Origin of the sequence: Streptomyces amritsarensis, from assembly GCF_001953875.1 — a bacterium.
Lineage (GTDB): Bacteria > Actinomycetota > Actinomycetes > Streptomycetales > Streptomycetaceae > Streptomyces > Streptomyces amritsarensis.
The window spans coordinates 76020-94945 of the sequence record NZ_MQUR01000002.1; the positions used below are offsets into that span (position 1 = coordinate 76020).

An 18926-nucleotide genomic window follows, 5' to 3' on the forward strand; every position below is an offset into this window, starting at 1 on the left:
TCTTTTCACGTCGCCTCCTCGGTGTCCGGCAGATGGTACGGCGCTCGTCGGAGCCGCTCAACGCGGGTCTGCGAAACTGACCGCGTGAGCACAACCCGGAGCACAGCGGCTGGAAAAGTCCTCGACGTCCTCGCGGCCTTCGACCGCGAGCACCCGTCGCAGACGCTGTCGCAGATCGCCCAGCGCACCGGCCTGGCCCTGAGCACCACGCACAGGGTGGTCGCCGAGCTGGCGGCGTGGGGAGCGCTGGAGCGCGGGGAGGACGGGTCGTGGCACGTCGGGTTGAGGCTCTGGGAAATCGCCTCGGGATGCCCGCGCACCCAGATCCTGCGTGATGTGGCGCTGCCTTTCATGCAGGACCTCTACGAGGCGACCCACGAGAACATCCAACTCGCGGTGCGCGAGGGCACGGAGCTGGTGTTCGTCGAGCGGATCGCCGGGCACCGCTCGGTGGAGCTGGTGACGATGGTGGGAGCCCGTTTCCCGATCGGCTCCACCGGGATGGGGCGGGTACTGCTGGCCCACGCGCCGCCGGACATCCAGGAGGAGGTCCTCGGATCGCCGCTGCGGGCCTGGACCCCGCACACCGTCACCGATCCGAGGACTCTGCGCGCGCAGCTGGACCGTATCCGTCGGGAACAGGTCTTCGTCAGCGATCGGCAGCTCTCGCAGAGCACCGTCGCGGTGTCCGCGCCCGTGCGGATCGGCCGGAACGGGCCTGTCAGTGCCGCTCTGGGGATCGTGATCACGGCACGGGGGGCGAGCCGCGCGCGCGGACTGCGCGAGCCGCTCCTGAGGGCTGCGCACGGGATCTCCGATGGGCTCGGCCGGCGTACCCGCCCCACTCCCTGAGATCCGAGCGGGCTTCCGCCTGACGGAAACGCCGGAGACCGGGTACGGCCCTGGGTGTCAACGTTCGACGTGCCCGGAACGTTCACCGTTGCTCAGGAGATGCCATGGCCGACGCCGTCGTCGACACCGTTGCCTCGGTTCCCGTCGCAGTCATCGGCGCCGGCCCGGCCGGCCTGATGCTCGCTCACCGGCTGTCGCGGGCCGGAGTCGACACGATCGTGGTCGACACCCGCACCCGGCGTGAGATCGAGACGACACACCGGGCCGGCATCCTGGAGGCCGACGCGGCCCGAGACCTGGTCGAGACCGGCGTCAGTGACCGGATCCTGCGCGAGGGCCACGAACACGAGGGCACCGAGCTGCGGTTCGGCGGCCGGGCTCACCGGATCCACTTCAAGGCGCTGGTCGGCGAGTCGGTGTGGCTCTACCCGCAGACCGACGTGTTCACCGACCTGGCCGACGCACGGGACCGCGACGGCGGCACGGTCCACTTCGGGGTGAAGGGCACCGAGGTCCTCGACATCACCACCGGCACTCCGCGGGTCCGGTACACCGCGGCCGACGGATCCCGGCACGAGGTGCGCGCGCAGTACGTGGTCGGTGCGGACGGGTCCCGCAGCATGTGCCGCAACCTGGTCCCCGAGGACCGGCGGGTGCGGTACGGCAAGGAGTACCCCTTCGCGTGGTTCGGCATCATGGCCGAGGCACCGCCGAGCGCGCCCGAGCTGGTCTACGCCCACTCCGGGCACGGCTTCGCGCTGATCAGCCAGCGGACCGAGACCGTACAGCGGATGTACTTCCAGTGCTCACCCGGCGAGTCCGTCGACGCCTGGCCGGACGACCGCATCTGGGAGACGCTCCAGGCCCGGGTGGCCGGCGAGGACGGCTTCCGTCTCAAGGAGGGCCCCATCCTGGACAAGTCGGTGCTGCGTTTCCGCTCGTTCGTGCAGGAGCCGATGCGCTGGGGCTCGATGGTGCTCGCCGGAGACGCCGCACACACCGTGCCGCCGACCGGCGCCCGCGGACTCAATCTCGCACTGCACGACGTGAAGGTCCTGGCCGACATCCTCCTGCGGGCGCTCGGCACCGAGGGCGAGGCCGCGCTGGAGGACTACCAGCCGCGCGCGCTGCAACGCATCTGGCGGGCGCAGAACTTCTCCCATTGGATGACCCGGCTGCTGCACACCCCGCCCGGCGGCACCCCGTTCGACCTGCGGCGCCAACTCGGTGAACTCGACAACGTGGTGGGCACGCCCGCCGGCCGCACCTATCTCGCAGTGCAGTACACGGGCTGGCCCGTCGGCTCCCAGGCCTGACCCCGAAGACCCCAGGAGACAACGCATGATCATCGACTGTCACGGTCATTTCACCACCGCGCCCGCGCAGTTGGCCCGGTGGCGTGACCGGCAGATCGCGGCGATCGGCTCCCCCGCGCACGCGCCCGATCCCGACGACCTCGTCATCACCGACGACGAACTGCGCGAGGCCATCGAGAGCAACCAGCTGCGCCTCATGGACGAGCGGGGCATCGACCTGACGCTCTTCTCCCCGCGGGCCAGTTTCATGGCCCACCACATCGGCGACTTCGAGGTCTCCGCGACGTGGGCGCGGATCTGCAACGATCTGGTCCACCGCGTCAGCACGCTCCACCCCGACCGCTTCGCGATGGGTGCCATGCTGCCGCAGTCGCCGGGCGTCGACCCGGCCACCTGCCTGCCCGAGCTGCGCCGCGCGGTCGAGGAACTCGGCGCGGTATCGGTCAACCTCAATCCCGATCCGTCGGGCGGCAAGTGGACCGCGCCGCCGCTGACCGACCGCAGCTGGTACCCGCTCTACGAGGCGATGGCCGAGTACGACGTCCCCGCGATGATCCACGTCAGCACCTCGTGCAACCCGGCCTTCCACACGACGGGTGCCCACTACCTGAACGCGGACACCACGGCGTTCATGCAGCTGGTCCAGGGGGATCTGTTCGCCGACTTCCCGTCGCTGCGGTTCGTGATCCCCCACGGCGGCGGCGCGGTGCCCTACCACTGGGGCCGGTTCCGCGGGCTGGCGATGGCGCTGGGTCGGCCGGACCCCGAGTCGCTGCTGGACAACGTCTTCTTCGACACCTGCGTGTACCACCAGCCCGGCATCGACCTGCTCACGCAGGTCGTCCCCAGCCGGTCCGTGCTGTTCGCCAGCGAGATGATCGGCGCCGTCCGCGGCGTCGACCCGCACACCGGCCACCACTTCGACGACACGAAGCGGTACGTCGAGGCCACCGCGAACCTCACCCACGGGGAACGGGCCGCCGTCTACTCCGGCAACGCCCTGCGCGTCCACCCCCGCCTCGCCGCCCGGCTCACCGCCGCCGGCCACTGACCCAGGAGAAGGACACATGGAACACACCCGGCTCGGTGTCGTCCACACCGCGATCACCCGCGCCGACCCGAAGGACGTCGCCGCACTGTCGGCGTTCGGGGTGGCGACCATCCACGAGGCGATGGGCCGGGTGGGTCTGATGCGCCCGTACCTGCGCCCCGTCTACACCCGGGCCCGGCTCTGCGGCACGGCGGTGACCGTGCTGCTGCAGCCCGGCGACAACTGGATGCTCCACGTCGCCGCCGAGCAGATCGAGGAGGGCGACGTGGTGGTCGCGGCCTGCACGACGCAGAGCGAGGACGGATTCTTCGGCGAACTGCTCGCCACCTCGTTCCGCGCCCGCGGCGGCCAGGGCCTGGTCATCGACGGAGGCGTGCGCGACGTGTCCGAACTGGAGGAGATGGACTTCCCGGTCTTCGCCCGTGCGGTCAGCGCCAAGGGCACCGTCAAGGCCACCCTCGGTTCGGTCAACGTGCCGGTGGTCTGTGCCAACGCCCTGGTCAGGCCGGGCGATGTCGTCGTGGCGGACCGCGACGGCGTCGTGGTGGTGCCGCGCGAGCGGGCCGCCGAGGTCGCCGAGGCGGCCGCCCGGCGTGAGGCCGGCGAGGAGAGCAAGCGGGTGCGGTTCCGCGCGGGCGAGCTCGGCCTGGACATGTACGCCATGCGCGGCCCGCTGGCCGAGCTCGGCCTGTGCTACGAGGACTGACGATGACGACGAGCTTCGAGAAGACCCCCGGCTGGCTGGACTGGTACGCAGGCCCCAGCCGGCCGCGGTTCCAGATGCCCGAGGGGGCCGTCGACGCGCACTGCCACGTGTTCGGCCCGAAAGACGCGTTTCCCTTCGCGCCCGAACGGAAGTACACCCCGTGCGACGCGTCCAAGGACCAGCTCTTCGAGCTGCGCGACCACCTGGGCTTCACCCGCAACGTCGTGGTGCAGGCGACCTGTCACGGCGCCGACAACAGCGCCATGGCTGATGCGCTGCGGTCCTCGGGGGGACTGGCCCGGGGCGTGGCGACACTGCGGCCGGACGTCTCCGACGCCGAGCTGCGGGAGCTGCACGAGGCCGGGGTGCGCGGTGTGCGGTTCAACTTCGTCAAGCGGCTCGTCGACGCGGCGCCGCGGCAGGACCTGCGGGACATCGCCGAGCGGATCGCCCCCTACGGGTGGCACGTCGTCGTCTACTTCGAGGCGGCCGACCTCGTCGGCCTGCGCGACTTCCTGCTGTCGATACCGGTTCCGCTCGTCATCGACCACATGGGTCGGCCCGATGTCACCAAGGACCCGTACGGCCCGGAATTCGGGGCGTTCCTGGACTTCGTGCGGGCCAGGCCGGACATCTGGTGCAAGGTGACCTGCCCGGAGCGGCTGTCCGTGAGCGGCCCGCCGGCCCTCGACGGCGAGCAGTCGGCGTACCGCGACGTCGTCCCGTTCGCCCGCCGCGTGGTCGAGGAGTTCCCCGACCGGGTGCTGTGGGGCACGGACTGGCCGCACCCGAACCTCGCCACCCACATGCCCGACGACGGTCTGCTCGTCGACTTCATCCCGGGCATCGCGCCGACGCCGGAGCTGCGGCAGCGGCTCCTCGTCGACAACCCGATGCGCCTGTACTGGCCGGAAGCCGGCTGACCCGTCTCACGATCGGAGCCCGACCTTGTCACTGGACAAGACCTACAAACTGGTGCCGGGGACCACCGTCTTCGACGCCGAGCAGTCCGCCAGGGGCTACCACCTCAACCAGTTCTGCATGTCGCTGATGACGGCGGAGAACCGCGAGAGCTACCTCGCCGACGAGCGCGCCTACCTGGACGCGTGGCCGCTGCGGGAGGAGCAGAAGCAGGCGCTGCTCGACCGCGACCTCAACGCCGCGATGGACGAGGGCGGCAACATCTACTTCCTCGCCAAGTGGGGCGCGACGCTGGGGCTCTCGTTCCAGCAGATGGCCGGTTCGATGACCGGTATGACCGAGGAGGAGTACCGCGCAATGATGGTCGGCGGCGGCCGCTCCGTCGAGGGCAACCGCATCGATCACGCCGTCCTGGAGGCGGCGCACGCCGATCCGGCGCCCCCGGCGGAGCACGCCGTGATCACCGGTGCGGTCTTCACCTCGCACGTGCCGGCGATCGGCGCGGCGATGGACCACGACAAGACCCGTGAGCCCTACTGGCAGCCGCTCTTCGAGGGGTACGAGTTCTCCAGGAGGTGGGAGCAGGAGAACCTCCCGGACGTGATCTTCCTGGTCTACAACGACCACGCGTCGGCCTTCGACCTGTCCTTGATCCCGACGTTCGTGCTCGGCACCGGCGCGGCCTACGCCACCGCCGACGAGGGGTACGGCCCCCGCCCGGTCCCCGGCATCGAGGGCGACCCCGACCTGGCCGCTCACATCGCGCACTCGCTGATCAGGGACGACTTCGACCTCACGCTCGCCAACGAGATGACCGTCGACCACGGCCTGACCGTCCCGCTGTCGCTGATGTTCGGAAACGTCGAGAAGTGGCCGTGCAAGGTGATCCCGTTCCACGTCAACGTGGTGCAGTATCCGGTGCCCTCGGGCGCCCGGTGCTTCAAGCTCGGCCAGGCACTGCGGAAGGCGATCGAGTCGTACGACAGGCCGCTGAAGGTCCAGGTGTGGGGCACCGGCGGCATGAGCCACCAGTTGCAGGGCCCGCGCGCCGGTCTGATCAACCGCGAATGGGACCAGGCCTTCCTCGACCGGCTGGTCGGGGATCCGCACGGACTGTCGCAGGTGCCGCACCTGGAGTACGTCGACGAAGCCGGCTCGGAAGGCATCGAGCTGGTCATGTGGTTGATAGCCCGCGGGGCGATGAGCGACGTCGACGGGTTCGGACGGGTCGAGGTCAAGCACCGCTTCTACCACGTGCCGGCGTCCAACACCGCCGTCGGCCACCTGATACTCGAAAACCACCCCCGGGCCCAGGAGCCCGCCGAAGGAGTCAACTGACATGTCCGACGACCGAACCCTCCGGGTCGCCCTGGCCGGCGGCGGCGCCTTCGGCGCCAAGCACGCGGCCGCGCTCCAGCGGATCGAGGGCGTCGAGGTGGCCGCCGTCGTGAGCAGCACCCTCGAAAGCGCGCAGAAGTTCGCCGCGGAGCAGGGGGTCGGCCGCGCCGCGGCGTCCCTCGACGAGGTGCTGGCGATGGACGACGTCGACGCCGTCATTCTCGCCACCCCCACCCCGATGCACGCCGAGCAGACGCTGGCCTGCCTCGACGCCGGCAAGCACGTCCAGGTCGAGATTCCCCTGGCGTCCTCCCTCGCCGACGCCGAGGCGTGCCTGGAGGCGCAGCAGCGCACCGGGCTGGTCGCCATGGTGGGCCACACCCGGCGCTTCAACCCGAGTCATCAGTGGGTCCGGCGGCAGATCCAGGCCGGCGAGTACAACATCCAGCAGATGGACGTGCAGACGTACTTCTTCCGCCGCACGAACCTCAACGCGCTGGGCGCGCCGCGCTCGTGGACCGACCACCTCCTGTGGCACCACGCGGCACACACCGTGGATCTGTTCGCCTACCAGACCGGCTCCCCGATCGTGCAGGCCAACGCCCTCCAAGGCCCGATCCACCCCGAGCTCGGCATCGCGATGGACCTGTCGGTCCAGCTGCGCGCGGCGAACGGCGCCATCTGCACCCTGTCGCTGTCGTTCAACAACGACGGGCCGCTGGGCACGTTCTTCCGCTACATCGGCGACACCGGCACCTACATCGCCCGCTACGACGACCTCGTCACCGGCAAGGACGAGCCGATCGACGTCAGCGGGGTCGACGTCTCGATGGACGGCATCGAGCTGCAGGACCGCGAGTTCGTCGCCGCCATCCGTGAGGGCCGCGAACCGAACTCCTCCATCGCCCAGGTCATGCCCTGCTACCGGACGCTGGCGGCCCTGGAGGAGCAGCTCACCGCCGCGGTCTGACAGGTCACACGAGACGAGCTCACCGTGCCGGCCGGCACGGTGAGCTCGTCTCGTGGTGTGTTCAGCTGCCGAAGCCGCGACCGCGGCCCGGGCCGGTCAGGCGTAGTGGCGGTAGACGGCGTGGGCGACGCACGCCGGCTTGTCGCTGCCCTCGACCTCGACGGTGAAGGTGATCGGCATCTGTACGCCGTTGCCCTTGACCTCCTCCACCGTGCCGACGGCACCGTGGAGACGGATCTTCGCGCCGACCCGGACGGGGCTGGGGAAACGGACCTTGTCCAGGCCGTAGTTGACGCTCATCTTGGTGCCGGTGATGCTGAGCAGCTCGCCGAAGAGCGGGATGATCAGGGAGAGGGTGAGGTAGCCGTGGGCGATGGGGCCGCCGAAGGGCCCGTCCTTGGCCCTCTCCGGGTCGGTGTGGATCCACTGGTGGTCGTCGGTGGCGTCGGCGAAGGTGTTCACCCGGCCCTGGGTGATTTCGAGCCACTCGGTGCGGCCGAGGTCGGCTCCGCTGAGGGAGGTGAGTGCGTCGAGGCCGTCGGCGATGGCGATGGGCATGAGGAAACCTTTCGGTGGTGCGGGCGACGCCGAGCGCGCCCTGGGGGAACGTCGTGCTCGAACGCCGGTCACGGCTGGGGGCATTCGGCGGGACCGGCGGCGAAGATGTCGCGGACGGCGGACTTGACGATCTTTCCGGAGGCCGTGCGGGGCAGGCGGCCCGTGAGGACGACCGACTTCGGGATCTTGTACTTGGCGAGCCTGCCCCGGAGGTGGTCGAGGACGTCGTCCTCGCCGGCGCGGGCCTCGGGCTTGAGGACGACGACGGCGCGGCCGACCTCGCCCCAGACCGGGTCGGGGACGCCGATGACCGCGCATTCGGCGACGGCGGGATGGTCGAGGAGTGCGTCCTCGACCTCGGCCGGATAGACGTTCTCGCCGCCGGAGACGTACATGTCCTTGACCCGGTCGACGAGGTAGGCGTAGCCGTCCTCGTCGCTCCGGGCGATGTCGCCGGTGCGCAGCCAGTCGCCGTCGGTGAAGACAGCCGCGGTGTCCCCGGGCCGGTTCCAGTAGCCGGTCATGACGTGGGGGCCCTGGACGAGGACCTCGCCGCGCTCGCCCGGTCCGGCCTCGCTGCCGTCGGGCCGGACGATGCGGGTATCGGTGAAGAAGTGCGGCACGCCTGCGGAGCCGGCCTTGGACGCGGTCTGTTCCCGGTCGAGGAAGAGGACGCCTGGGGACGCCTCGGTCATGCCGTAGCCCTGGCTGAAGGCGAGACCGCGGTCGATGTACGCGGCGATGGTGCGGGCGGGCACGGGCGCGCCGCCGCAGTTGAGGGTGCGCAGGCTGGAGAGGTCGGTGGTTCCCCACCGCGGCCGGACGGCCATGGCGTCGTACATCGTGGGGACGCCGAACAGGTACGTCACGCGCAGGTCCTCGACCAGTTCCAGGACGCGGTCGGCGTCGAAGGCGGCGAGCAGGACCACCCGGCCGCCCTTGAGGAGGGTGGGCAGGCAGGTCATGTTGAGGGCGCCGGCGTGGAACAGCGGAGCCACGACCAGGGTGACCTCGTCGGCCGTGAGGTCGGTGTCGACGAGGACGTTGACGCTGTTCCAGGTGATGTTGGCGTGGGAGAGGACGGCTCCCTTGGGGCGGCCTGTGGTCCCGGAGGTGTACATGATCATGCACGGGTCCTCGGGCGCCACGGACACGTCCAGGAGCTCGCCCGCGTGCGCCCCGGCCGGCAACTCCTCGTATGAGAGGGCGCCCTCGCCGGGGCCGTCGGGCCCTTCGAGTGCGATCCGGTGGCGCACCCCGGCCTCGTCGGCGGCGGTGCGTGCGGCTTCTGCGCGCTCGGGGGCGTGGATGAGGACGGTGCTGCCCGAGTCGGAGAGGTGGTACGCCAGTTCCGGTGCCGTCAGCCGGGTGTTGAGCGGGACGAAGACCGCGCCGAGCGCTCCGGCGGCGAACAGGGTTTCCAGGAAGGCCGGGTGGTTGGGACCCAGGTAGGCGATCCGGTCACCGCTCTCGACGCCCAGTGCGCGCAGGCCGTGGGCGAGGCGCACGACCCGCCCGTGCAGCTCGCGGTAGGTCCAGGTGCGGCCGTCGTGGACGACGGCGGTCCGGTCGGGTGCTTTGCGGGCCCGGCGCGTCGGCCAGGAGCCGATGCCTTGGTTCAGCACGAGCGTTTCCTTCAGTCGGTGGACAGGCCGAGCAGGCGGGCGGCGTTCTCCTTGAGGATCTTCGGCCGGACCTCGGGCTTGATGTCGAGTGCGGCGAAGTCGGCCAGCCACCGGTCAGGGGTGATGACCGGATAGTCGGAGCCGAAGAGGACCTTGTCCTGGAGCAGGGTGTTCGCATAGCGCACGAGCTGCGGGGGGAAGTACTTCGGCGACCAGCCGGACAGGTCGATGTAGACGTGCGGCTTGTGGGTGGCGACCGCGAGCGCCTCGTCCTGCCAGGGGAAGGACGGGTGGGCGAGGACGATCCGCAGTTCGGGGAAGTCGACGGCGACGTCGTCGACCAGCATGGGGTCGGAGTACTTCAGCCGGATGCCGCCGCCGCCCGGGACGCCGGCGCCGATGCCGGTCTGGCCGGTGTGGAAGAGGGCCGGTACGCCGAGTTCCTCGATGGCCTCGTACAGCGGGTAGGCGAGGCGGTCATCGGGCGAGAAGGCCTGGATGCTGGGGTGGAACTTGAAACCGCGCACCCCGTGCTCCTCCACCAGGCGCCGGGCCTCGCGCACGCCCGCGCGGCCCTTGTGCGGGTCGACGCTCGCGAAGGGGATCAGCACGTCGGCGTGGGCGGCGCAGCTTTCGGCGATCTCCTCGTTGGCGATCCGCGGGTGGCCGGTGGCGTGTTCGGCGTCGACGGTGAACACCACCGCCGCCATGCGGCGTTCGCGGTAGTGGTCGGCCATCTCCTCGATGGTGGGCTGCCGGTGGCCGTGGGCCTTGAAGTACTTCTCGGAGGCACCGAACAGCTCGGGGCTCAGCGCCCCGTGGCCGTCCTTGGAGACCTCGGCGTGGGTGTGCACGTCGATGGCGGTCAGCGCGTCGAGGTCGGGCGCGAGCCCTTGGGAGCGGTCGGCCATCTCAGGCCTCCGGGGCCTGCGGCGCGGGGATGCCGTAGGTCTCGGGCTCGGCGCCGACGCCGTCCGGCCATGCGGCGGCGATGGCGTCGCCGCTCCAGCCCCCGTCGGCGAAGGCGACCGCCTTCTCCTTGGGGTGGGCCCACAGGGCGAGGCGGTCTCCGCCGATGCCGATGGCCTGTCCGGTCACGCCGTCGGAGTCGTCGGAGGCCAGGAAGGTGATCAGGCCGGCGACGTCCTCGACGGTGCCGAGGCCCTCGTCCTTGCGCAGCCAGTCGGGCAGCGGCTCGCCGGTGCGCTCGGACTCCTCGATGAGGGGGGCGAAAGCCGGGATGGTCCGGGTCATCTCCGTGGCGGCGACCGGTACGACGGCGTTGACGGTGATACCGGCGCGGCCCAGTTCCATCGCCCAGGTGCGGGCCATGGCGACGATGCCGGCCTTGGCGGCGGCGTAGTTGGTCTGGCCGAAGTTGCCGCGCTGGCCGGCGGGCGAGGAGATCAGGACCAGTCGGCCGCCGGTGCCCTGCTCGCGCATGCGGATGGCGGCGGCGCGGGCACAGGTGAACGTGCCGCGCAGGTGGACCCGTACGACGTCGTCGAAGTCCTCGTCGGTCATCTTCCACAGCACGCGGTCGCGCAGGATGCCGGCGTTGGTGACGAGCACGTCCAGGCGCCCGAACTCCTCCACCGCCGCGTCCACGAGCCGCTGGGCCGCCTCGCTGTCGCCGACGGCCGCGGCCACGCCGGTCGCCGTGCCTCCGCGGGACGTGATCGAGGCGACGGCGGCGTCCACCGTGTCCTTGTCGACGTCGTTGACCACGACGGCGGCGCCCGCGGCGGCGAGGGCCTGAGCGTATGCCAGTCCGAGGCCGCGTCCGCTGCCGGTGACGACGGCGACCTTGCCCTGAGGATCCATGAGAGGTGCCTCTCGAAAGTGATGGAAGGGGTGAAAGGGGTGAAAGGGGAATGCCGAAAGCGCCGACCGAGCCGGGATCGACAGGAATCCTGATGAATGCAGTCTGGGCAATCAGCAGGATTCCTGTCAATGCCCTAGGGTGGGCCGACGCCGCGCCCCGCAGACATGCCACGGGGAGCGGTACGAACCGCCCCACGCGGGCCGTCACGACGGGAGGATGGACGTGAGCACGTCACTGCTCTACCTGATCAAGAGAACGGAGCTTGCGGTGCGCGCCCGGCTCGACGAGCTGCTCAAGCCCGCCGGGATCACGGCGCTGCAGTACACCGCCCTGACGGTGCTGGAGCGGCACGACGGCATCTCCGCGGCGCAGCTCGCCCGCGACTCCTTCGTCACCGCCCAGTCGATGGCCGACATGGTCCGCGCACTGGAGAGCCGCGGCATGATCCGCCGCGAACCCAATCCGGCCAACCGCCGCGAACGGCTCATCCTGCTCGCCGGCCCCGGGCGGCGCCTGCTCGCCGAGTACGCGGAGCCGGCCCGCCGCATCGAGGAACGCATGACCGCCACCCTGAGCCCCGAGCAGACCGAGGCGTTCCGGCTGGCCCTGAACGAGTCCTGGCGGGCCCTGTCCTGACCCGGCGCACCCGCGGGGCGGACGTCGCTCAGGCTTCGGCCGCCGCCGGGCGGAGCGCCGCCATCGCATCGAGCATCAGTTCCAGGGCGAAAGGGTAGCCGCTGTCGCGCATGTCGGCGGCGAGCAGCGGGAAGGCCGCCGCGATGTTCGGATGGGTGTCGGCGGACAGCCTGCCGTAGACCGAGTTCCAGACCGCCTCGTCCGCCTCCCGGGCCGCCTTCGGCAGGGCCAGCGCCGCGGCGTCCAGGGCGGCGAAGGCCAGGGCCTGGTCGACGAACGCGTGGTAGGCGCGGACGGCGAAGGCGTCCGGGAAGCCCGCCGAGCGCAGGATGCCGAGGATCCGCTCGACGGCCCGGGTCTCGTGAAGCCGTCCCGTCGTGCGGTACGCGCCGAGGACGGCCGCCTGCGGGTGGGACAGGTAGCAGGCGTGGATCCGCAGGCCCATCGAGCGCAGGTCCTCCCGCCAGTCACCGGTCGCCCTCCAGCCTTCCTGCGCCCTGCCGATCATCTCGTCCGCGAGGGCGAGGAGGAGGGCGTCGGTGTTGTGGAAGTAGCGGTAGAGCGCGCTCGGGTCGGCGCCGAGTGCCGCGCCCAGCCTCCGTACGGAGAGCGCTTCGGCTCCGTGCTGGGCGACGAGCCGCAGCGCCGTCTCGACGATGAGCTGCTCCGAGAGGACCGACCCCTGCTTGGTGGGTCTGCGGCGCTTGCGTCCGCCTTCGGGGATGACACGTTCGGACATGGCCGGGACCTTACGTCAACACCATTGACGTGTAAACGGCCTTGCCGATTCCATGGCGCCACCCCGTCGCCTCACGTTCTGGAGCGTTCGAATGGCCAAGGCCGATCTGGTCTTCACCCACGGCCCCGTCTTCACGGTGGACCCGGCCCGCACCCGGGCGACCTCGCTCGCCGTCATCGGCGACAGGATCGCGGCCGTCGGCCACGACGAGGTGCGAGAGCTCGTGGGGCCCGGCACCGAGGTGGTCGACCTGACAGGGAAACTGCTGCTCCCCGGCTTCCAGGACGCCCACATGCACCCCGTCTTCGCGGGCGTCGAACTGGCCGAGTGCGACCTGACCGAGACCGTCACCGTGGAGGACTACCTGGCCCGGATCCGGGCGTACGCCCACGCGCACCCCGACCGGGAGTGGATCACCGGTGGCGGCTGGTCGATGGAGAGCTTCGAGGGCGGACTGCCGACCCGGCAGCTGCTCGACTCCGTCGTCCCGGACCGCCCGGTCCTGCTGGTCAACCGGGACCACCACGGCGCCTGGGCGAACACCCGGGCGCTCGAACTCGCCGGGATCACCGCCGCCACCCCCGACCCCGCCGACGGCCGGATCGAGCGCGAGCCGGACGGCACTCCCAGCGGCATGCTCCAGGAGGGCGCGACCTCGCTGGTCGGCCGGCTGCTGCCGGCGAGCACGCCGGCGGAACTCCTCGCCGGACTCCTGCGGGCCCAGAAGCTGCTGCACTCCCTGGGCATCACGGGCTGGCAGGACGCGATGCTCGGCGAACTGGGCGGCCGGCCCGACCCCTCGGACGCGTACCTGAGCGCTGCGGCGGACGGCACGCTCACGGCCCGCGTGACCGGGGCGCTGTGGTGGGACCGCGCACGCGGCGCCGAGCAGATTCCCGAACTGGTGGCCCGGCGCGAGAAGCTGCGGGCCGGACGGTTCCGCGCGACCTCGGTGAAGATCATGCAGGACGGCGTTGCGGAGAACTTCACCGCCGCCATGACCTCCCCGTATCTGGACGGCTGCGGCTGTGCCACCGCCAACAGCGGTATGAGCTTCGTCGAGCCCGGGGCGTTGCGCGGATACGTGACGGAGCTCGACGCCCTCGGCTTCCAGGTGCACTTCCACGCCCTGGGCGACCGGGCCGTGCGCGAGGCCCTCGACGCGATCGAGTCGGCGGTGGCGGCCAACGGACACCGCGGCAACCGCCACCACCTCGCCCACCTCCAGGTCGTCCACCCCGAGGACCTCTCCCGCTTCGCCGCGCTCGGCGCCCTGGCCAACATCCAGCCCCTGTGGGCGGTCCACGAGCCCCAGATGGACGAGCTGACCATTCCGTTCCTGGGTCCGGAGCGTGCCGCCTGGCAGTACCCCTTCGGCGACCTGGTGCGCGCGGGCGCGACCCTCGTCGCGGGCAGCGACTGGCCTGTGAGCAGCCCCGACCCGCTGGCGGGCCTTCACGTGGCCGTGAACCGCCGGGATCCCGAAGCCGGCCACGACCGGACCTTCTACGCCGAGCAGCGGCTCGACCTGCCGACCGCGCTGGCCGCCTACACCGCCGGGGCCGCCCACGTGAACGGTCACGACGACGCGGGCAGCCTGCGGGTCGGCAACCTCGCCGACCTGGTCGTCCTGGACCGCGACATCCTCACTGCGCCCGCGCAGGAGATCGCGCAGGCCCGGGTGGAGCGGACCTACGTCGGCGGCCGACTCGTGTACTCGGCCTGAGCGGGCCGGACCGATGACGCCCGTACGTCGAGTCGGGTCGGGACGAGCACCCCCGCCGCCTCCCGGTCGCCGTGTTCCAGGACCGCCACCAGGGTTTCGATGCCCGCCTCCGCGATCGCCTCGGGCCGCAGGCTCAGGGTGGTCACGGGCGGCTGGGTGTGTTCGGCGGTGACGTCCTCGCTCACGCAGACGAGGAGCAGGTCACCGGGGACCCCGTAGCCGAGCCGGCGCGTCGCGTCCAGCACCAGGGGCGGACTCGCCTCGGCCACGACGAGCAGGGCGTCGGGCCGTGCCCGGTCGGCCGCCGAGTCGGCCGCCAAGTCGCCCGTGAGGGCCGTCTCGACGGCGCGGATGACGGGACCGTTCCCCGGTCCCCCGGCGCGTACGACCCGCACCGGCACGCCGTGCGCCGCGCACCACGCCTCGTGTGCGGCGAACACCTCGGTGTGGAAGCGGGTGGTGCTGTCCGGCACCACGACGACGGGCCGGCGGGCACCCTGCTCGCGGACGTGGTCGAGGGCGCCCCGCACGGCGCCGCCGGCGTCCACGTCCACCCAGTACGCCCCGGGCCGCCCCTCGACGGAGCGGTCGCTGAACACGGGGATGCGGGCGGCGAGGAGGTCCTCGACGACCGGGTCGTCGGCGACGGGGTCGGCGACGACCACCGCGTCGAGCGACAGGTCGGCCCACTCGCTCTGCAGGGACCCGGCGGGCAGCAGCACCACGGCGTAGCCGCGTCGCAGCGATGTCGCCGCGGTGGCTGCGGTCAGCCGGGCGAAGTACGGCGACTCCAGGAAGTTCCAGGGGGCGTCGGCGAACTCCCCGACCACGTATCCGATCAACCTGGCCCGTCCCGCGCGCAGCCGGCGCGCGGCGGCGTTGGGCCGGTAGCCCATTCTGCGCGCGGTCTCGCGGGCCTTCTCCCGGACTTCGGGAGAGAGCCTGCCGGTGCCGTTCAGTGCCGCCGAGATGGTCGTCTTGGAGAGGCCCGCCTCGCGGGCCACGTCGACGAGGCGGACGCGTGGGAGGGGCGGCGAGGGCTGCCCGCGGTGCGGTGGGACGTCGGTCATGCGACTGATGCTGCCACCCTCGTGACCTTTGCAAAACCGTTCCCGCACAGCCTTGTGCGGGAACGTTCCCGCATCAATACTCGCTCCATCCCCCAGCGCCCGTCACTACACCCGTAAAGGGGTGGGTCTGCATGCGCATGCCCCGAACCATCGCGCTCGTCCTCTGTACCGCCGCCGTCGCCGCCACGACCAGTGCCTGTTCCGGCGCCACTGCGCCCAAGACCGCCGCCGGCGCGGACCACAAGGTCACTCCGCTCTCGCCGCCCGCGCAGGGCCCCCTGGACTCCTTCACCTGGGCCCTGTACGCCGAGCCCTACACGCTCGACTACGCCCTCGCGTACGACTACCCGCCGAACACCGTGCTCGCCAACGTGTGCGAGCAGCTCATGCGGGTCACTCCCGACATGAAGATCGAGCCCGGCCTCGCGGTGGAGTACGACCGCCCCGACCCGCTCACGATGGTCTACACGCTGCGACCCGGGGTGAAGTTCCACGACGGCACGACCATGACGGCCGACGACGTGGTCGCCTCCCTGCAGCGCCAGATGGCCCCTGAGACCGGCTCCCCCTGGGGTTCGGCCTTCAAGAACGTCAAGGCGGTGGAGAAGACCGGCCCGCTGGAGGTGACGTTCCGGCTCACCAAGCCCGACGTCCTGCTCCACGAGCTGATGGCCGCGTCCCCCGGCACCATCGAGAGCGCCGCCACCCTCGCCAAGGCCGGCAAGGACTACGGCACCCCCGCGGGCAAGGTCAACTGCACCGGTCCGTACTCCCTCGACACCTGGTCCCAGGGCACCGAGATCACCCTGAAGAAGCACGACGCGTACTGGGACCCCCGGCTCGCCCCCAAGTCCGACACGGTGAAGTTCACCTTCGTCGAGGACGTGGCGGCCCGCACCAACGCCTTCCTGTCGGGCGCCGCCGACGGCGGCTACATGGTGGCCCCCGCCACGATCGGGCAGCTGCGTTCCGGCGCCAAGGGCAGCGTCCTCTTCGGCCCCAACACCGCCGCGTCGAACCTCGCCGTGCTCGACTTCGGCGGCCCGCTCGGCGACGTGAAGGTCCGCAAGGCCCTCTCCCTGGCGCTCGACCGGAAGAACATCATCAACGCCGCGGCCGGCGGCATCGGCGTCCCCGCCAAGGCCCCCGCCGCGCGCGGCGCGTGGGCGCTGGCCCCGGAGAAGACCGCCGCGCTCTACGACACCCTGCCCGAGCCCGGTTACGACATCGGCGCCGCGAAGAAGCTCGTCCAGGAGGCCGGCGCCGCCGGCCGCAAGATCACCCTGGTCACCAGCACGCTCGCTCCCGAGATCAGCGTCGTCGCCAACGCCGTGCAGGCCGCCGGTCGGGAGATCGGCCTGAACGTCGAGCTGAAGTCGGTACCCCCCGAGGCGTACAGCAGCATCTTCGTCGACCCCGGCGCACGCGCCGGCATGGACCTGGTCATCACCAACGGGTACGACAACACGCCCGACCCCCTGGAGTTCTACCAGTACCTGCGCACCGGCGACTTCGGGAACTACGGCAACTGGTCGAACGCCGAGTACGACGCCGCCTTCGACCGGGCCAACGCCGAACCCGACGCCGGCAAGCGCGCGGAGCTGACCGCCGAACTCCAGGACATCGCCTTGCGCGAGCTGCCGATCATCCCCCTCTACGAGGCGCCCTACACGGTCTTCCTCGGCAAGCGCGTGACCGGCGCCCCGACCGGGATCGCCCAGCTGTACTACCCGTGGGCCGCGACGATCGGGGCCGCGGCGAAATGACGCGCTACCTCATCGGACGCGTCATCGGCCTGGTGGCGGTGCTGTTCGCGACCTCCCTCGTGGTCTTCGGCAGCGTCCACCTGGCGCCCGGCGACCCGGTGTCGTTCCTGCTCCACGGCCGCCCCGCGACCCCCGAGGCCGTGGCGGCCCTGCGTTCCCAGTACCACCTGGACGACCCGCTGCCCGTGCAGTACGCGAAGTGGCTCGGCGGCGTCCTGCAAGGCGACTTCGGCAACTCCGCCCAGTTCCACCAGGACGTCTCCGCGCTCATCGGGTCCCGGCTCCCCGGCACGGCCCTGCTCATCGGGTACGCGGCGCTGCTCGTCGCCCTCATCGGCGTGGCGGCCGGGGTCCTCGCCGCGCTGCGGCCCGGGCCGCTGGACCGGGCGGTGCTCCTCGGCAGCGGCGTCGCCACGGCCACCCCGTCCTTCGTGACCGCGATCGCGCTCGTGTCCCTGTTCTCCGTCCGTCTGGGCTGGTTCCCCGGCCCCGGCGGCACGCCCGTCGGACTCTCCGAGAGGCTGTACCACCTGACCTTGCCGGCCTTCGCCCTGGCGCTGACCTTCGCGGGCCTGCTCGCCCGGGTGACCCGCTCGGCGATGCTCGACGAACTCGGCCGGGAACACGTCGAGGTGGCACACGCCCGCGGCGTCCAGGGGCGGACCGTGGTCCGTCGCCACGTCCTGCGCAACGCGCTCGGCCCGGTCGTCACCGTCGGCGGCACGATGCTGGCCGGACTCCTCATCAGCACCTCGATCGTCGAGACCGCCTTCGACGTGCCCGGCCTCGGCTCCCTGCTCGTGCAGTCGGTCACCGCCAAGGACTTCGCCGTCGTGCAGGCGATCACCCTGCTCAGTGTGGGCGCCTTCGTCCTCGTCAACCTCGCCGTCGACCTGCTCGCACCCCTCATAGACCCCCGGCTGTCGCTCCACGGGGAAGGCTCCTCATGACCACCACCGCACCTGCGGAGCCCGCCGTCCTGCGCCGCAGGCCCGGGCTGCGCCCCCTGCGCCTCCTCGCCCAGGGGCCGTTGTTCACCGCCTCGATCGCGGTGCTCGCCGTTCTCGTCCTGATCGCCGTGCTCGCCCCCGTCCTCGCTCCGTACGACCCCGAGGCCCTCGATCTCTCGGCGAGCCTGGCCGGGACCACCGGCGAGCACCTCCTCGGCACCGACCAGTCCGGTCGGGACGTCCTGTCGCGGCTGATGTACGGGGCCCGCACCGGGCTGCTCGGCCCGCTGCTCGTCGTCGGCGTCTCAACCCTGCTCGGCACCCTGCTCGGCGTGGTGGCGGCCTGGCGCGGCGGCCTGGCGGACACCGTCCTGTCCCGCTCGATGGACATGGTCTTCGCGATACCCGGACTCCTGCTCGCGATCCTGCTCGTCTCCGTCGTCGGCTCGGGGATGACCGCGCCCGTGATCGCGATGGCAGTCGCCTACACCCCGTACGTGGGCCGCCTGGTGCGCGGCATCGCGCGCCAGGAGAAGGCCCGCCCGTACATCGAGTCCTACCGGGTACAGGGCTGGTCCGGCTGGAACGTGTGCCTGCGCCATCTGCTGCCCAACATCGCCGCCACCGTCTTCGCCCAGTCCGCGATGAACTTCGGGTACGCGCTGATGGACCTGGCGGCCCTCTCCTACCTCGGCTTCGGCGTGCAGCCGCCGACCGCCGACTGGGGCGCCATGATCAACGAAGGCCAGTCGGCCGTCCAGCAGGGGGCGATGCTGCCCGCCCTCGCGCCTTCCGTGTGCATCGTGCTCGCCGTGGTGGCGTTCGGCATCGTCGGCGAGGGCCTCGCCGACCGGATCGCGAGGCGGAAGCGGTGAAC

General features: G+C 71.3%; 18 protein-coding genes. 12 read left to right on the plus strand and 6 right to left on the minus strand.

The genetic code is table 11. The features are described from left to right. Positions 1-84: 84 nt before the first annotated feature. The 7 genes from AVW11_RS01485 (at position 85) to AVW11_RS01515 (ending at position 7154) form a co-directional block, all read left to right on the plus strand. A complete protein-coding gene (locus tag AVW11_RS01485; RefSeq protein WP_076042968.1) occupies positions 85-852 on the plus strand; it encodes an IclR family transcriptional regulator in 768 nt (255 codons plus the stop codon). Positions 853-956: 104 nt separating this feature from the next. Further along, positions 957-2168 (plus strand): 4-hydroxybenzoate 3-monooxygenase, encoded by a 1212-nt coding sequence (locus AVW11_RS01490; protein ID WP_076042969.1) that lies wholly within the window; start codon positions 957-959, stop codon positions 2166-2168. A gap of 25 nt (positions 2169-2193) precedes the next feature. Beyond that, the gene (locus AVW11_RS01495; RefSeq protein WP_076042970.1) at positions 2194-3219 is read left to right on the plus strand and encodes an amidohydrolase family protein; all 1026 of its coding nucleotides are present in this window, start codon (positions 2194-2196) and stop codon (positions 3217-3219) included. 16 nt (positions 3220-3235) lie between these two features. Continuing rightward, positions 3236-3925 carry a 4-carboxy-4-hydroxy-2-oxoadipate aldolase/oxaloacetate decarboxylase gene (gene ligK / locus AVW11_RS01500; RefSeq protein WP_076042971.1) on the plus strand — a complete coding sequence of 230 codons (690 nt, stop codon included), beginning with the start codon at positions 3236-3238 and terminating at the stop codon, positions 3923-3925. Positions 3926-3927: 2 nt separating this feature from the next. Beyond that, positions 3928-4848 carry an amidohydrolase family protein gene (locus tag AVW11_RS01505; protein WP_030854470.1) on the plus strand — a complete coding sequence of 307 codons (921 nt, stop codon included), beginning with the start codon at positions 3928-3930 and terminating at the stop codon, positions 4846-4848. A gap of 25 nt (positions 4849-4873) precedes the next feature. Then, the gene (gene ligA, locus AVW11_RS01510; protein WP_076042972.1) at positions 4874-6184 is read left to right on the plus strand and encodes a protocatechuate 4,5-dioxygenase subunit alpha; all 1311 of its coding nucleotides are present in this window, start codon (positions 4874-4876) and stop codon (positions 6182-6184) included. 1 nt (position 6185) lies between these two features. Beyond that, on the plus strand, positions 6186-7154 hold the full coding sequence (locus AVW11_RS01515) for a Gfo/Idh/MocA family oxidoreductase (RefSeq protein ID WP_076042973.1): 969 nt from the start codon (positions 6186-6188) through the stop codon (positions 7152-7154). A gap of 96 nt (positions 7155-7250) precedes the next feature. Here the strand turns inward: AVW11_RS01515 and AVW11_RS01520 are convergent, their stop codons facing one another. The 4 genes from AVW11_RS01520 to AVW11_RS01535 form a co-directional block, all read right to left on the minus strand. Further along, on the minus strand, positions 7251-7712 hold the full coding sequence (locus tag AVW11_RS01520) for a MaoC family dehydratase (RefSeq protein WP_076042974.1): 462 nt from the start codon (positions 7710-7712) through the stop codon (positions 7251-7253). Between the two features lie 68 nt (positions 7713-7780). Continuing rightward, on the minus strand, positions 7781-9337 hold the full coding sequence (locus AVW11_RS01525) for an acyl-CoA synthetase (RefSeq protein ID WP_076042975.1): 1557 nt from the start codon (positions 9335-9337) through the stop codon (positions 7781-7783). Positions 9338-9348: 11 nt separating this feature from the next. Then, positions 9349-10248 (minus strand): amidohydrolase family protein, encoded by a 900-nt coding sequence (locus AVW11_RS01530; RefSeq protein WP_076042976.1) that lies wholly within the window; start codon positions 10246-10248, stop codon positions 9349-9351. A 1-nt stretch (position 10249) separates the two neighbouring features. Then, positions 10250-11161 carry an SDR family oxidoreductase gene (locus AVW11_RS01535; RefSeq protein WP_076042977.1) on the minus strand — a complete coding sequence of 304 codons (912 nt, stop codon included), beginning with the start codon at positions 11159-11161 and terminating at the stop codon, positions 10250-10252. Positions 11162-11378: 217 nt separating this feature from the next. Between AVW11_RS01535 and AVW11_RS01540 the strand changes: the two genes are divergently transcribed. After that, on the plus strand, positions 11379-11798 hold the full coding sequence (locus AVW11_RS01540) for a MarR family winged helix-turn-helix transcriptional regulator (protein WP_076042978.1): 420 nt from the start codon (positions 11379-11381) through the stop codon (positions 11796-11798). Positions 11799-11826: 28 nt separating this feature from the next. Here AVW11_RS01540 and AVW11_RS01545 read toward each other — a convergent pair whose 3' ends face one another. Continuing rightward, the gene (locus tag AVW11_RS01545) at positions 11827-12537 is read right to left on the minus strand and encodes a TetR/AcrR family transcriptional regulator (protein WP_030854454.1); all 711 of its coding nucleotides are present in this window, start codon (positions 12535-12537) and stop codon (positions 11827-11829) included. Positions 12538-12628: 91 nt separating this feature from the next. Between AVW11_RS01545 and AVW11_RS01550 the strand changes: the two genes are divergently transcribed. Beyond that, positions 12629-14263 (plus strand): amidohydrolase, encoded by a 1635-nt coding sequence (locus tag AVW11_RS01550; protein ID WP_076042979.1) that lies wholly within the window; start codon positions 12629-12631, stop codon positions 14261-14263. Here AVW11_RS01550 and AVW11_RS01555 read toward each other — a convergent pair. Then, positions 14230-15333, minus strand: a complete 1104-nt coding sequence (locus AVW11_RS01555; RefSeq protein WP_076042980.1) for a LacI family DNA-binding transcriptional regulator — start codon at positions 15331-15333, stop codon at positions 14230-14232. The two genes, AVW11_RS01550 and AVW11_RS01555, sit on opposite strands and share 34 nt — an antisense overlap. Positions 15334-15464: 131 nt before the next feature. Between AVW11_RS01555 and AVW11_RS01560 the strand changes: the two genes are divergently transcribed. The 3 genes from AVW11_RS01560 to AVW11_RS01570 are packed head-to-tail and all read left to right on the plus strand — an operon-like array spanning position 15465 to position 18924. After that, on the plus strand, positions 15465-17099 hold the full coding sequence (locus tag AVW11_RS01560; protein WP_060179193.1) for an ABC transporter substrate-binding protein: 1635 nt from the start codon (positions 15465-15467) through the stop codon (positions 17097-17099). Beyond that, on the plus strand, positions 17096-18049 hold the full coding sequence (locus AVW11_RS01565) for an ABC transporter permease (protein ID WP_030854439.1): 954 nt from the start codon (positions 17096-17098) through the stop codon (positions 18047-18049). Before AVW11_RS01560 ends, AVW11_RS01565 begins: the two co-directional genes overlap by 4 nt. Continuing rightward, positions 18046-18924 (plus strand): ABC transporter permease, encoded by an 879-nt coding sequence (locus AVW11_RS01570; protein ID WP_060179192.1) that lies wholly within the window; start codon positions 18046-18048, stop codon positions 18922-18924. Before AVW11_RS01565 ends, AVW11_RS01570 begins: the two co-directional genes overlap by 4 nt. Positions 18925-18926: the final 2 nt, after the last annotated feature.

Coding starts and splice junctions, on each gene's coding strand:
- AVW11_RS01560 (WP_060179193.1), top strand. CDS start 15,465: ATGCGCATGCCCCGAACCATCGCGCTCGTCCTCTGTACCGCCGCCGTC.
- AVW11_RS01545 (WP_030854454.1), bottom strand. CDS start 12,537: ATGTCCGAACGTGTCATCCCCGAAGGCGGACGCAAGCGCCGCAGACCC.
- AVW11_RS01490 (WP_076042969.1), top strand. CDS start 957: ATGGCCGACGCCGTCGTCGACACCGTTGCCTCGGTTCCCGTCGCAGTC.
- AVW11_RS01550 (WP_076042979.1), top strand. CDS start 12,629: ATGGCCAAGGCCGATCTGGTCTTCACCCACGGCCCCGTCTTCACGGTG.
- AVW11_RS01530 (WP_076042976.1), bottom strand. CDS start 10,248: ATGGCCGACCGCTCCCAAGGGCTCGCGCCCGACCTCGACGCGCTGACC.
- AVW11_RS01505 (WP_030854470.1), top strand. CDS start 3,928: ATGACGACGAGCTTCGAGAAGACCCCCGGCTGGCTGGACTGGTACGCA.
- AVW11_RS01515 (WP_076042973.1), top strand. CDS start 6,186: ATGTCCGACGACCGAACCCTCCGGGTCGCCCTGGCCGGCGGCGGCGCC.
- AVW11_RS01495 (WP_076042970.1), top strand. CDS start 2,194: ATGATCATCGACTGTCACGGTCATTTCACCACCGCGCCCGCGCAGTTG.
- AVW11_RS01565 (WP_030854439.1), top strand. CDS start 17,096: ATGACGCGCTACCTCATCGGACGCGTCATCGGCCTGGTGGCGGTGCTG.
- AVW11_RS01535 (WP_076042977.1), bottom strand. CDS start 11,161: ATGGATCCTCAGGGCAAGGTCGCCGTCGTCACCGGCAGCGGACGCGGC.
- AVW11_RS01520 (WP_076042974.1), bottom strand. CDS start 7,712: ATGCCCATCGCCATCGCCGACGGCCTCGACGCACTCACCTCCCTCAGC.
- AVW11_RS01540 (WP_076042978.1), top strand. CDS start 11,379: ATGGACGTGAGCACGTCACTGCTCTACCTGATCAAGAGAACGGAGCTT.
- AVW11_RS01555 (WP_076042980.1), bottom strand. CDS start 15,333: ATGACCGACGTCCCACCGCACCGCGGGCAGCCCTCGCCGCCCCTCCCA.
- ligK (WP_076042971.1), top strand. CDS start 3,236: ATGGAACACACCCGGCTCGGTGTCGTCCACACCGCGATCACCCGCGCC.
- AVW11_RS01570 (WP_060179192.1), top strand. CDS start 18,046: ATGACCACCACCGCACCTGCGGAGCCCGCCGTCCTGCGCCGCAGGCCC.